12 protein-coding genes are annotated in these 13215 nt (G+C 37.4%); 4 read left to right on the top strand and 8 right to left on the bottom strand.

Annotation, left to right across the window (positions count from 1 at the left end; genetic code table 11):
- Positions 1-95 precede the first annotated feature (95 nt).
- From J4771_RS12345 to J4771_RS12315, 7 genes are all read right to left on the bottom strand, one after another.
- Positions 96-317, bottom strand: coding sequence for a hypothetical protein (locus J4771_RS12345; protein ID WP_224135295.1), 222 nt, complete (start codon positions 315-317; stop codon positions 96-98).
- 176 nt (positions 318-493) lie between these two features.
- Entirely contained in the window at positions 494-1288 is a 795-nt protein-coding gene (locus J4771_RS12340) for a thymidylate synthase (protein ID WP_224135294.1), read from the bottom strand.
- 123 nt (positions 1289-1411) lie between these two features.
- Complete coding sequence (locus J4771_RS12335) at positions 1412-1852, bottom strand: GreA/GreB family elongation factor (protein ID WP_224135293.1); 441 nt, start codon at positions 1850-1852, stop codon at positions 1412-1414.
- A 172-nt stretch (positions 1853-2024) separates the two neighbouring features.
- Entirely contained in the window at positions 2025-3377 is a 1353-nt protein-coding gene (locus J4771_RS12330; protein ID WP_224135292.1) for an alpha-amylase family glycosyl hydrolase, read from the bottom strand.
- Positions 3378-3583: 206 nt separating this feature from the next.
- Positions 3584-4168 (bottom strand): plasmid pRiA4b ORF-3 family protein, encoded by a 585-nt coding sequence (locus J4771_RS12325; protein ID WP_224135291.1) that lies wholly within the window; start codon positions 4166-4168, stop codon positions 3584-3586.
- A 189-nt stretch (positions 4169-4357) separates the two neighbouring features.
- The gene (locus tag J4771_RS12320) at positions 4358-5392 is read right to left on the bottom strand and encodes a sensor histidine kinase (RefSeq protein WP_224135290.1); all 1035 of its coding nucleotides are present in this window, start codon (positions 5390-5392) and stop codon (positions 4358-4360) included.
- Positions 5393-5427: 35 nt separating this feature from the next.
- On the bottom strand, positions 5428-6105 hold the full coding sequence (locus J4771_RS12315) for a response regulator transcription factor (RefSeq protein ID WP_224135289.1): 678 nt from the start codon (positions 6103-6105) through the stop codon (positions 5428-5430).
- 182 nt (positions 6106-6287) lie between these two features.
- Here J4771_RS12315 and J4771_RS12310 point away from each other — a divergent pair, with 182 nt between their 5' ends.
- Positions 6288-9080 (top strand): TonB-dependent receptor, encoded by a 2793-nt coding sequence (locus J4771_RS12310; RefSeq protein WP_224135288.1) that lies wholly within the window; start codon positions 6288-6290, stop codon positions 9078-9080.
- Positions 9081-9120: 40 nt separating this feature from the next.
- The gene (locus J4771_RS12305; RefSeq protein WP_224135287.1) at positions 9121-10545 is read left to right on the top strand and encodes a hypothetical protein; all 1425 of its coding nucleotides are present in this window, start codon (positions 9121-9123) and stop codon (positions 10543-10545) included.
- Positions 10546-10601: 56 nt separating this feature from the next.
- Here the strand turns inward: J4771_RS12305 and J4771_RS12300 are convergent, their stop codons facing one another.
- Entirely contained in the window at positions 10602-11819 is a 1218-nt protein-coding gene (locus tag J4771_RS12300; RefSeq protein ID WP_224135286.1) for a dicarboxylate/amino acid:cation symporter, read from the bottom strand.
- Positions 11820-11944: 125 nt separating this feature from the next.
- Here J4771_RS12300 and J4771_RS12295 point away from each other — a divergent pair, with 125 nt between their 5' ends.
- Both J4771_RS12295 and J4771_RS12290 read left to right on the top strand, forming a co-directional pair.
- A complete protein-coding gene (locus J4771_RS12295; protein WP_224135285.1) occupies positions 11945-12886 on the top strand; it encodes a DnaJ C-terminal domain-containing protein in 942 nt (313 codons plus the stop codon).
- Positions 12883-13173 carry a chaperone modulator CbpM gene (locus J4771_RS12290; RefSeq protein WP_224135284.1) on the top strand — a complete coding sequence of 97 codons (291 nt, stop codon included), beginning with the start codon at positions 12883-12885 and terminating at the stop codon, positions 13171-13173. Before J4771_RS12295 ends, J4771_RS12290 begins: the two co-directional genes overlap by 4 nt.
- Positions 13174-13215 lie beyond the last annotated feature (42 nt).

Raw genomic sequence — 13215 nt, 5'->3', positions numbered from 1 at the left:
CACAATCTCTAACAAGAAATTATAAAGACTTTATTCATGAAGGCGAAAATTAATATTTCTAATATAGAAAATAATCAGATTTGAGAATATATAATTTACTTTTTATTTAAAAATGTTTCGAACAAGTCGTTAACGAAAGATTCGTAGTCGCCGCTTTTTAGCTGTTCTTTGCTTTTGTCGACCGCTTTTTTCAAATCGCTTTCCGAATTGGAATCGTCAATGATTTCAATGGATTTTACACCTTTAATAATCAATAAAAGTTCGGTTAACTTTTCGAAATTGGCGTTTTCTTCGAGATTGATTTTTAATGATTTCATTGGTGAATTGGTAGTGATTTTTGAGGGAAAGTTACATATACTTATTAGCTTTCAGCAATCAGCTTTCGGCTTATCAATAACAAATCAAAAAAGTACTTCAAATAAAATAATTTCCACCTTTTTATTTTTCTACCCTCATTTTGCTGAGAGATGATTGCCGCGAGCCGAAAACGACACTACACCGCAACCGGCGCCTTAATTCCCGGATAAGGTTCGTAATTTTCAAGCGTGAAATCTTCAAAATCGAAATCGAAAATATCTTTTATTTCAGGATTGAGTTTCATAGCTGGTAAAGCTTTCGGTGTTCTTGAAAGCTGTTTGTGAACCTGCTCGAAATGGTTGTTGTAAATATGTACATCGCCGAAAGTGTGCACATAATCGCCCACTTGCAAATTGCAAACTTGTGCAACCATCATCAAAAGCAATGCATAACTCGCAATATTGAAAGGAACTCCCAAGAAAACATCCGCACTTCTTTGGTAGAGCTGCAGCGACAATTTTCCATCCGCAACATAAAACTGAAACATCGCGTGACACGGCGCTAAAGCCATGTTTGGAATTTCAGCAACATTCCATGCGGAAACGATGAGTCGTCGGGAATCGGGATTTTTTTTGATTTGCTCGATCACTTCCGTAATTTGGTCGATGACTTTTCCGTCTGCGCCTTTCCAACTTCGCCATTGCGCGCCGTAAACGGGACCTAAATCGCCGTTTTCGTCTTTCCATTCGTCCCAAATGGAGACGCCGTTGTCATTCAAATATTTTACATTGGTGTCGCCTTTCAAAAACCACAACAATTCGTAAATAATCGATTTTAAATGAACCTTTTTAGTGGTTACCAAAGGAAAACCTTTCGACAAATCATAACGCAATTGATAACCGAAAACGCTTCTCGTTCCCGTTCCTGTGCGGTCTGTCTTGTCGGTTCCATTGTCTAAAATATGTTGGAGTAAATCGAGGTAGTTTTGCATGATTGATGAAAAATAATTGGTAAATGATGCTTACAAATTAAAGGAATTTTTATATGGTTTCCTAAACACAAAGTCACAAAGTTTTGCAGAATGATCACAAAGAAATTCTATCAACAAAAATAACTACCAAACATTTTTGATGGCTTGATTGACATTATTAATGCTAAAAATATCATTTTTTTTCAATCCATGCATCGCTTTTGCTAAAGGACTTTCAGCAGAAATAATAAAAATTTTTTCCTTTTCGAAAACGATTTCTCCTAAAGAAACCGCAATAAAAAATTTCCCTTTTTCGGTTTCGACCAAACTTCCCAAACCTACGGATTGATGCGGAACAGGATTGATGTTCTTCAAAATATTCATCGAGTTCGAAAACCCATTCAGTTGAATTTGAAGATTATTGATTTCCTGTTGCAGCATTTCCCTTCCCGTTTCGTATTTGTCGCCCATCGAAGATTTTGTGTCGTTGCTTGAAGCGCGGGTTTCTTCGATCAGTTTTTGAAGATTTTGGATTTTTTCGGTGAGGATGTTTTGAATGAAATTTAATATTTCCCGTTTATTCATTTTCAATAAGTTTTGGCTAAAGCCAATGAATGGAACGTTCAAAAAAACGGGCTAAAGCCCGTTCATTGATTTTAGTAAGTGCGATAAAATCTGCATTATATGCAAAATCTGCGTGAATAATTCCGCTCGCAGATTTTGCATATAATGCGGATTTAATTTTTAATGCAAATTTTTATTTTTCAAAAACCAAATAATCTCCCGCTTTCATCACAAATCCTTTGTCCTGAGAAAAATCACGTGAAGTTTTTTCAAAAACATTTTTGAAACTGCCGTTCAAATGTTCATCATTAAGTTTAAAAGTTACCGCTTCTTTCGACATGTTGAGCACCGTCAAAACCTCGTCTTTCCCATTTTTTCTGAGGTAAGCTAAAATTTTATCATCTGCAGAAGTTTTCAATAAATAAGTCGTTACTGCAGGATCACCGCCTCTCAAAGCTGAGTTGTTTGATTTTAAATTCAGCAACGTTTTATAGAAATCGTGAAGTTCATTTTTGCCTGTCCAAGGAATTGGGTCTTTCTCAAAAAATTCCAGTCGTTTTGTTTTTAATGGAAGTTCCTGACCGTTATAAATCAACGGAACACCGTTCCAAGTCACAGAAAACACGGCGAGAGGTTTTGCGAAAATTCCGTATTTTTCATATTCTGTTCCGTTCCAAGTATTTTCGTCGTGGTTCGAAGTGAACCAAGCTCTCATCGAATGGTCTCCAATCGCAGAATATCTCATCAAAATGTTTTTCAAGTCGGCTAAAGAAATTTTGCCTTCGTTGAAGTCTTTAGTTTTGTGCATCCAAGTCCAAATGTAACTTGCATCGAAAACTTTTCCGTATTCAGGATTGTCGAGTTCATCGAATTCTCCGAGCCAAAAAAGTGGTTTCAAGGTTTCCACTTTCGGTCTTGCCTCCTGCCAAAAATCGACTTCTACCCAACTCGCCAAATCGCAACGAAATCCGTCGATATTGGCTTCACGAACCCAAAATTTCATGGCTTCAATCATGGCGTTTCTCATGGCAGGATTTTTATAATCGAGTTCGATGATGTCGTCCATTCCTGATGCAATTTGGAAATCGTTTGTTTTCGGGTCTTTCAAGTAAAAATCAGGATTTGTTTTCGTCCAAACGTGATCCCATCCGGTGTGATTCGCCACCCAATCGATGATGACTTTGAAACCCATTTTGTGCGCCTCATTCACCAAATGCTTGAAATCTTCCATCGTACCAAATTCGGGATTAATGGCGGTGTAATCTTGTGCTGCGTACTGACTTCCCAAAGTTCCCTTCTTGTTTTTTTGAGCAATTGGAGTTATCGGCATAAACCACAATGTTTTCACGCCCATTTCTTTCAAACGCGGCATTTCTTTTTCAAAAGCGCGGAAAGTTGCTTCTTTCGTATATTGTCTTACATTGACTTCATAAATATTTGTGGTTCGTTTCCATTCGCTTGGTAAATCCATGGTTTTTGTAGTTTTTTGGGTGGTGCAGGACAGAATTCCCAGACCGATTATCGCTAAAAGAATAATTTTTTTCATTGTACTGATTTGTAGCAAATTTATTGATTTTTATTGGAATTAATAAGGAGAAATAAAGTAAAAAAAGACTTCTATAATCTACAGTTTTTAAATCACAAAAAGTCACAGCAAACAAAATCCCGAAAACTTCGGGATTCATGTATTTTTAATTGAATTTCTCGAACAGAATTTTGTCAACTTCCTGCATCCATCTTCCAAATTCCTACTTATTCGTCATCCAACTCGTCATCAAAGTTGTCATCTGCAAAGTCGTCTTCTTCCTCATCATAGTTTTCATCGTCTTCATCCTCGAAACTTCCTGAATTGAAATCTTCATCAAAATTTCCGAAATCATCATCCATAATTCCCATCGTAGAATTTTTTGCTGATTTTTTTCCGCCTGATTTACTTGGTGCTTTCAGCGGCATATTTCCGAAACGGAAAACGGTGATCGGATAATTCACCGCAGGCTTTTCATCCACAATTTCTACCAATTCGCAAAAGAATTCCCACAAATCCATGAAACCGTATTGGAAGTGGATTTTGTCGCCCACTTTTTCAAAAGCTTCGTTGAGGTAAACATCGCTCATAATTTCGCCATCGCCATCATCGCTCATATCTTCGAGTGGGACGCTCTTTACAACTACTCCATCTTCATCCAAAATATTGAACAAAGACAAATCTTCGCCCAAAAGCGAAAACGCACTCTTGATTCCCAAATGCAGATTCCAAAGATTTTGCTTGTCCTTGATTTCCACGTCTCTAAAAATATCGTCTTTGGTATCTAAAATGATGCGGATTTTATAAACCATTTTTACTTTAAAAATTTTTGCAGGTTAGTTTTTAGATTTACTTTTCGGTGCAAATATATAACAATTGCTATTTGACCAAAAAATTTTGAGGGGGTTTTTGTTAAAAAAGTTTTTACTAAATTTTGCCGAATAGCAACTGAAGTTTTAACGCAAATTTTTACTTGTCGTACCGTTATTTTTAACGTTAATTTAAAGTGCTTTTTCGAGCATGAAACTAAACTTGGTTCCTTCCAAATATACGCTTTCTACAGAAATGTTTTCTTTGTGAGCCTCCATAATGTGTTTCACAATCGCCAAACCGAGACCTGAACCGCCGTCGTTTCTGTTCCTGCTTGATTCTACACGGTAAAAACGTTCAAAAATTCTTGGCAATGCTTCGGGTTTTATACCCATTCCGTTGTCTTCAACTTCTACTAAAATTTTGTTTTTTATAACTGAAGTTTTCACGGTAATTTTTGCCAATTCGCGGTTTGCATAATGTATCGCATTGGAAATCAAATTAATTAAAACCTGCGAAATTTTCTGTTTGTCGGCATTGACAAAAATTTGCGGTGATGAACTTTGCAAAACTACTTTGGAATTTTTTTTCTGCGCCTCCAAATCGAGCAAGTCGATTATTTCTCTGATTAAATTATTGATGTCGAATTTGCTGATATTTAAGGTGATTTCGCCGCTTTCAAATTGGTTGATCATGTCGAGATCTTTCACAATATTCAAAAGTCTTTCCACCGATTTATCGATTCTTTCCAAATATTTGTCGCGAATGGCAATATTTTCAACACCTCCATCCATCAAAGTTTCTACATAGCCCTGAATCGAAAAAAGCGGTGTTTTCATCTCGTGGGAAACATTTCCGATGTATTCTTTTCGGTAGGTTTCCATTTCTTTCATCGTATCGATTTCGGTGGCGTTTTTTTGGCTCATTTCAGAAACTCTTGCGCCAAGTTCCTGAAAGTTTAGGCTTTGTTCATCTTCGTGAATAAGTTCTTCTGGAAGAATCGTCGAGATTTTCCTGATTTGTCTTTTTCCATAAAAGTTTAAAAGAAAATCGATGACAAAATAATTGATAACCAACATCAAAAAAGTGCTGATACCCAATGTCAAGAAAAATTGCCGTTCCGAATCGGAGAACTCGTGTTTTGCGGTATCAAAAATATAGACGAGCAAAAGCATGACCGCCGTTAACAATAGGGATGCAAAAAAAGTGAGACGTTGAAACTTCATATTAACGAACCCGATCGTTTTCAGGATTCACAAAGTTACACAACTAATTTGTAACCAATTCCTTTTAAAGTTTGAATGGATTGAATTCCCAATTTTTCGCGGAGTCTCCTAATATGTACGTCGATGGTTCTTTCACCAACGATGACCTCGTTTCCCCAAACTTTCTCTAAAATTTCTTCACGCTTGAAAACCTTGTCGGTATTGGAAGCCAATAAATAGAGCAGGTCGAATTCTTTTTTGGGAAGCAGAAATTGCAGTCCGCTTTTCGTAACACGGAAGTTGTCTTTATCAATCACCAAATCGCCGATCGCGATATTTTTAGAAGAATCTGAAACTTGGGAAGTGAGTTGAAGAAGCGCATTAACTTTAGAAATAAGGACTTTTGGTTTGATGATTTTCACGATATAGTCATTCGCACCCGCCTGAAAACCTGCAAGTTGCGAAAATTCCTCGCTTCGTGCCGAAAGAAATACGATTAAGGTTTTCTGAAGTTCTTTGATTTTGCGTAAATCCTGACAAGTTTCGATTCCGTCTTTTTCAGGCATCATTACGTCGAGAAGGATTAAATCAGGCAGAATTTGTTTGGCCTTTTCGATGCCTTCGTTGCCGTTGTTGGCGGTGAAAACTTCGTAGCCTTCTTTTTCAAGATTGTAGGAAAGGATTTCGAGAATATCCTGTTCATCATCAATTAAAAGAATTTTTTTTGCACTCATGTTTAATTTTTAACCCATCAAAGTTAGTCAAATTTAATATTGAAAATCTGCGGGAAACAAAACTTCATAATTTGTTAATATTTGAAATGGTTTATTAAAGATTAATTAAAAAACATTTAAGACTGCGGAAACATCTTTGTTGGGTAATCTCTATTTCTTTGCACTTGAAATAAATCTAAATAATGACAAGTACAATTCGCAAAGGCGTTCTGTTTTTTACCTTGTTTTCCGGTGGTTATCTGTTTTCGCAGAGCCATATTTTAGAGGGAAGGGTTTTGGACGAAACGGACAACTCGCCAATTCAGGGCGTTGTAATTAAAGTGAACGACAAAGAAGCAACGACCGACATTTCAGGGTATTATTCAATCCCTTTAGATGCAGGACAAAATTACACAATTCTCGTTACTTCTGCGGGATATGGTAGAAAGGAAATCGATGATGTACAAGTTCTTTCCACAGAAAACACACACTTGGATATTGTTTTGAAAAAAGCAGCAACCAAGGAAACCGATATCGAAGGAGTAGTAATCAAAACAAGCGCGAAAAAAGAAACCATCGCATCTACAATTGGTTTGCAAAAAAATGCGGGCGTTGTATCACAAGTAATTGGTGTTGAAGCGATTAAGAAAAGTCCGGATAAAAATACAGGTGAAGTTCTGAAAAGAGTTTCCGGAGTAAGTTTATTTGAAGGGAAATACATCGTAGTAAGAGGTTTATCCGATCGATATAATCAGGCAATGTTGAACGGAATTCAGCTTTCGAGTACAGAGCCGGATAGAAAAACTTTTTCATTCGACCTTTTTCCGGCAAACGTAATTGAAACTTTGGTTATCAATAAAACTTTCATCCCTGAATATACCGGAGAATGGGGAGGTGGATTGATTCAGGTGAATACGAAAGATATCCCGAACAACAAGTTTTTTAACGCTTCAATCGGAGTTGGTGGAAATACCATTACGATGGATCGCGAATTCTACACCAACAAAGGCGGAAAACTAGATTTCTTGGGAATTGATGACGGTTTCAGAAAACTTCCTAGTGGATTTCCGACCAAGAATCATTTCAGCATTTTGTCTGAACAAGAGAAAACAGATTTTGGAAGTCAATATGTGAAGAATTTTGGACATGGCGCAATTGGATATCCCGAAAATCAGAGTTTACAGTTAGATGGTGGATTTAACACCAAACTTTTCGGGAAGGATTTAGGGGTAATCGCGGTTTTAAATTATTCCAACAGCAAAAACAGAACGGAAACCAAAAACCGTTTTTTCACGATTAATGATGAAAAAGCAGATGTAAACTTCGATTATTTTACAGAAAAATACAGCAACAGCATTGTTTTAGGAGGTTTGTTGAATTTAGCTTTGAAGTTTAATAACAACAATAAAATTTCCCTTAAAAATATTATTACCAACAACGCCATCAATCACGTTTCGATGCGTACAGGAAGGGATTTTGAATTCGATCCTATCAACGGAACCAATATCAAAGCAAGAGAACTTGGCTTCAAGGAAACCATTTTCTATAACTCTACCTTGAACGGAACACACAAAATTGATGCTTTAGGTGGAATCAATTTCAATTGGTACGGAAGTTTCGGGATTTTGGATCAGTATATTCCACAACTTCAGAGGTTGCAGTATAATCAATACAAAGATATTGCAGGAAGTCCTTATTTGGCTTTGATTTCTAATGGTTTATCACAAAAATCAGGAAGTTTTTTCTACTCGACCTTAAATGATTATCTGTATAATGCAGGTGGAGATTTATCGAAAACTTTTGACCTTTTCGGGCAGAAACAAACGATTAAGGGAGGTTATTTATTCCAAGTAAAAGACAGGATTTATAATTCGAGACCATTCTCGGTTCGTTTGAATGGATTTGATCAGAGTTTGCTTTCACAATCTTTTGAAACTATATTTAATCCTTCAAATTTTGGGACTTCGGGGAACAAATTTACGTTCGACGAGATTGCAGGAAATCAGTACCGATACATTGCAAACACTATTTTGAATGCGGGTTATTTACAGTTCGACAACAATTTCGCATCTTGGTTAAGAGCAGTTTGGGGATTGCGAGTTGAGAATTTCGACCAACTTGTAGGAAGCACCAAAAAAAGCGACGACCGATTTGTTTATTCAAAAGTGACCGACTTTTTACCTGCATTGAATATGACTTTTAAGGTAAATGAAAAAGTAAATATTAGACTTGCAGGATCGCAAACGGTGGTTCGACCGGAATTCAGGGAAGTTTCACCACTTGCTTATTACGATTTCGATTTGGGAGCAACCGTAATCGGAAACAAAGATTTGCAGAGAACTAAAATCACCAACGCCGATATTCGTTGGGAATATTACCCGAAAGCAGGTGAAATTATTTCATTGGCAGGTTTCTACAAAAACTTCAAAAATCCTATCGAACTTTACTTCAACCAATCCGGGGCAGGAACAAGTAACACCTTTAATTACTTGAATGCCGATAAAGCCGATGCTTACGGAGCAGAATTGGAATTTAGAAAAAAATTGGATTTTGTAAGTGCACTTCAAAACTTCACTTTCGGTGGAAACATTGCCTTCATCAAAAACAAAGTGACCGATGAGCAAACCAAAACCGACCGACCAATGCAGGGACAATCTCCTTACACGCTGAACCTTTCATTACAGTATGATTCAGCGAAATCAGGATTTTCTTCCACAGTACTTTTCAATATGATTGGGCGTAGAATTTTATATGTAGGAAACGACCAAGTTCCGCCAATTTGGGAAGCGCCGCGACCTTTGCTCGACTACCAAATCGCAAAAAAAATATGGAAGAACAAAGGCGAACTTAAACTCAATATTTCCGACATCCTAAATCACCGCGCTATTTTTTATCATGACCTCAATAACGACAAAAAATATACAGAAACCGACGCAGTTGCCGTGGAAAGAAGAACGGGAACCAACATCAGTCTCACTTTGGGATATAACTTTTAACTAAAACCTAACTTTTTAATAATCTAAAATCTTATAAAAAATGAAACTAAAAAATGTTTTTTACATCGTAATGGCAGGAGTTTTAGCCACTACAACTTCATGTAGAAAAATTGAAGAAGACGGACAAACGATCATCAGTGGTGGAACTGGTACCGGAACAGGAACTACTGAAGACCTTATCCTTACAGGAAAAATTACTGCAAGCAGAACTTTGAAAGCTAACAACACTTATAAATTGAGAGGTTTGGTGTATGTAACCAATGGTGCAACTTTAACCATTGAACCAGGAACTAAAATTGTGGGTGAAGCCGATAAAAATGGAGCTTTAATCATCACAAGAGGTTCTAAAATCATGGCTGAAGGAACGGCAAACAACCCAATCATCTTTACTTCTGAAAAACCAAGCCCGAAACGTGGAGATTGGGCAGGAGTTGTACTTTTAGGAAAAGCGCCAACAAACTCTTCTTATAACGGACAAGCTGGAGTTGGTGAAATTGAAGGTGGAATTAATGATGCTGCAGGAAACGGACTTTACGGAGGAACTGATGCTGCAGACAACAGTGGAGTTTTGAAATATGTAAGAATTGAATATGCAGGTTACGCATTCTTACCAGACAAAGAAATCAACGGACTTACTTTCGGCGGTGTAGGAAACGGAACTGTAGTAGATTATGTACAAGTTTCTTATGCAAACGACGATAGCTTTGAATGGTTCGGCGGAACGGTAAACTGTTCACACCTAATCGCCTATAAAGGTTTGGATGATGATTTCGATACTGACAACGGTTATTCAGGGAAAATTCAGTTTGCAATTGGCGTAAGAGATCCATTAATTGCTGACGTTTCGGGTTCCAATGCCTTTGAATCTGATAACGATGCGAACGGCTCAACTTTAGCGCCGAAAACTTCAGCAATTTTCTCAAATGTTACGATTGTAGGACCAATTCAAAACTCTGCAACTACTACTAATGCGGGAAATATTAACTCATTATTTCAAAATGCGCTTCAGATCAGAAGAAACTCGTCAATTTCAGTATTCAATTCCGTATTTATCGGTTATCCTGTAGGATTATTTATTGATGCTACCAAAGGATCTGCAACAGACGCAAATATTGCAAGCGGAAAATTAGTTTTCCAAAACAACATCATTGTGGGATCAACTACTCCATTAAAATACGGAGCAGCTTCACCTACAACCGGATATGATCTTGCACAATTGACTGCTTGGTTTAATGCTAATGGAAATACGATTTTACCTTATTCTACAGACATTAAATTAACAGGAGCTTGGAATCCTGCAGGAACTACTCCAAACTATTCACCAGCTTCAGGATCACCTTTGTTGACAGGTGGAATCTTTACAAATCCTTTCCTTTCTTCTGGATTTACACCAGTAACTTACAGAGGTGCCGTAAAAGATGCAAACGACTTCTGGTATGCAGGTTGGACGAACTATAACTTGTAATTAGCTTTTCATTCATATCAAAAAAAACCATCGAGAAATCGGTGGTTTTTTCTATTTTAAGTCTGAATAAATTTCTCTCGCGAAATTTTCGTGACGAACATTGAAGCAACGGTATCGCCCGTTGAATTTAAAACTGTCGCTAAAGGATCGACCAACGTTCCGATAATCATCACCGCCGGAATTGCTTCCACCGGTAGTTGATACACAGAAATCATCAACATTTCACCGATATAGCCTCCATTCGGAATGCCACCCGCAACAATGCTGACAAAAATGGTGATTCCTAAAGCAAGAAGTAAATTTGAAGGTTCAAAGAAATCTTTTCCTATAATTAAAAAAGCCACATAAATTTTAATGATGGACGACATGGAAGAACCATTTTTATGCAGCGTACTTCCAATCGGGATTACAATGTTCGCGATCGAATCTGGAACGCCAATTTTTGCAGCCGCTTGAAGATTTGCAGGCATCGTAGCAAAACTGCTGCACGTGGAAATTGCGGTTAACGAGGGGTAAATGTTGTTTTTCCAAAATTTCTGCACCCCCGATTTTCCCATCGCAACAAAGGCATAAATGCTGAAAAAAACCAAAAAATAAACAGTTCCAGCAACATAGTATAAACCAAGAGGTTTTGCATAAAATCCAAAGAGTTGAGGACCAATCGTCGCCACTTGATAAGCGAAATATGCACCCAAACCAATCGGTGCCGCTTTCATCACCAAAAGCAAAAGCGCCTTCATCACCTCATAACCCGAGGAAAGAAATTTCTTGAAATTTTCTCCAGCAGCTCCCGCTTTCCTCACCGCTGTTCCTGTTAAGAAGGCAAAAATCAGTAACGCAAGCATGTTTTGTCTCGAAAAAAGTTGGGTAAATTCTCCCACGGTAAAGAAACTTACAATTCGGTCGCCCCAAGATTTTGTATCGGCGGGATTTTCCAAAATTTCTTTAGCATTCATTCCCGTAGCTTCTGTCGGGAAAAAATAAACTGCCGCAATCGTAAACAGCGCTGCAATAATGATGAATAGAAGAAAAGTAAAAATCATTGAAATTAAAATCCGACCGAATTTCCCTTGTTTCTCAACGGCTGAAATCGAGTTTGCCACCGCAAAAAAAACAAGCGGAACAACACTTACAAATAAAAGATTAAGAAAAATATCACCCAACGGTTTTAGGTAAACCACACTTCCTGGAAAGAAAATGCCAATAAAACTTCCTATAACGATGCCTGCTAAAAGTAGAATAATGCCGGAATAATTTTTCAGAATTTCTCTCATTGATGGTAATTTTCATCAAAGATAATTTATTTCAAAGATTTCGATTTTTAAACTTAAATTTTGGCTTTTATTTTATAAAAACTGAAAAATTTCGTAATTTTCAAGTCAGATTTTTAATAAGAATTATGGCGTATATAGATTATTACAAAATTTTAGGGGTTGAGAAAAACGCGACTCCCGACCAAATTAAAAAGGCCTACCGAAAACTCGCCAGAAAATATCATCCCGACGTAAATCCCGGCGACAAGGAAGCAGAATTAAAATTTAAGGAGCTAAACGAAGCCAACGAAGTGTTGGGCAATCCAGAAAACCGTGCGAAATATGACAAATACGGTGAACACTGGAAACACGGCGAAGAATACGAAAAGGCGCAACAACAGCAACGACAGTATCAGAAAAGCCAAAATTATGGCGGAAACTACGGTGGTTTTACAGGTGCTGATTTTGGTGGTGGCGGTGAAGATTTTTCAGATTTCTTCCAAAGTATGTTTGGCGGTGGTGGCGGAGCTGGAACAGGTTTCGGAAGAAGCTCGAGAGGAAGTGCTTCCGGAAAATTTAAAGGTCAGGATGTCGAAGCAGAATTGAATCTTTCGTTGCGCGACGCTGCGAAAACCCACCAACAAACCTTCGAAATCAATGGTAAAAAGGTGAGAATTACCATTCCTGCAGGAATTGCAGACGGACAGAAAATTAAACTGAAAGGTCACGGAAATCCTGGTTTCAACGGTGGTCCAAATGGTGATTTGTACATCACTTTCAATATTTTAGAGGATCATTATTTTAAAAGAAACGGCAACAACCTAAGCTCTAATGTGGAAATTGACTTGTACACCGCAGTTTTGGGAGGAGATGTTACAATACCCACTTTAGACGGAAATGTAAACCTTAAAGTAAAACCCGAAACTCAGAACGGAACCAAAGTGCGATTAAAAGGCAAAGGTTTTCCGGTTTATAAAAAGGAAGGTGAGTTCGGAGATTTGTTTGTGACTTATAGCGTGAAGATTCCGACTCATTTATCCGAGAAGGAAAAAGAACTTTTTCAGGAACTTAAAAACTTAAAGAAATGATCGAGAGAATATCAAGAGAAGAACTTGTAAAAATTTACAATATTGAACTCACCTTTTTTGATTCGCTGGAAGAATCAGGACTGGTAAAAACGGAAACTGAAAACGACGTAAAGTATTTGCTTTACGAAGAATTGCCCGCATTTGAAAGATTCACCAATTGGCATTATGATCTGGACGTCAATTTGCCGGGATTAGAGGTCATCAATCATCTTTTAAGCAAATTAGAAGAATTAAGAAGAGAAAACAGGAGACTTTCTTATCTCTCCTCACTTTATTCTGAAGAATAACAAGGTTCGATCTTTTAAACCAGAAATAAATTTTTCTTATCT

Origin of the sequence: Candidatus Kaistella beijingensis (genome assembly GCF_020084865.1) — a bacterium.
GTDB lineage: Bacteria > Bacteroidota > Bacteroidia > Flavobacteriales > Weeksellaceae > Kaistella > Kaistella beijingensis.
This window is presented reverse-complemented; position numbering and strand designations above follow the sequence as displayed.

Coding starts and splice junctions, on each gene's coding strand:
- J4771_RS12300 (WP_224135286.1), bottom strand. CDS start 11,819: ATGAGAGAAATTCTGAAAAATTATTCCGGCATTATTCTACTTTTAGCA.
- J4771_RS12335 (WP_224135293.1), bottom strand. CDS start 1,852: ATGAATAAACGGGAAATATTAAATTTCATTCAAAACATCCTCACCGAA.
- J4771_RS12305 (WP_224135287.1), top strand. CDS start 9,121: ATGAAACTAAAAAATGTTTTTTACATCGTAATGGCAGGAGTTTTAGCC.
- J4771_RS12330 (WP_224135292.1), bottom strand. CDS start 3,377: ATGAAAAAAATTATTCTTTTAGCGATAATCGGTCTGGGAATTCTGTCC.
- J4771_RS12340 (WP_224135294.1), bottom strand. CDS start 1,288: ATGCAAAACTACCTCGATTTACTCCAACATATTTTAGACAATGGAACC.
- J4771_RS12325 (WP_224135291.1), bottom strand. CDS start 4,168: ATGGTTTATAAAATCCGCATCATTTTAGATACCAAAGACGATATTTTT.
- J4771_RS12345 (WP_224135295.1), bottom strand. CDS start 317: ATGAAATCATTAAAAATCAATCTCGAAGAAAACGCCAATTTCGAAAAG.
- J4771_RS12310 (WP_224135288.1), top strand. CDS start 6,288: ATGACAAGTACAATTCGCAAAGGCGTTCTGTTTTTTACCTTGTTTTCC.
- J4771_RS12320 (WP_224135290.1), bottom strand. CDS start 5,392: ATGAAGTTTCAACGTCTCACTTTTTTTGCATCCCTATTGTTAACGGCG.
- J4771_RS12295 (WP_224135285.1), top strand. CDS start 11,945: ATGGCGTATATAGATTATTACAAAATTTTAGGGGTTGAGAAAAACGCG.
- J4771_RS12315 (WP_224135289.1), bottom strand. CDS start 6,105: ATGAGTGCAAAAAAAATTCTTTTAATTGATGATGAACAGGATATTCTC.
- J4771_RS12290 (WP_224135284.1), top strand. CDS start 12,883: ATGATCGAGAGAATATCAAGAGAAGAACTTGTAAAAATTTACAATATT.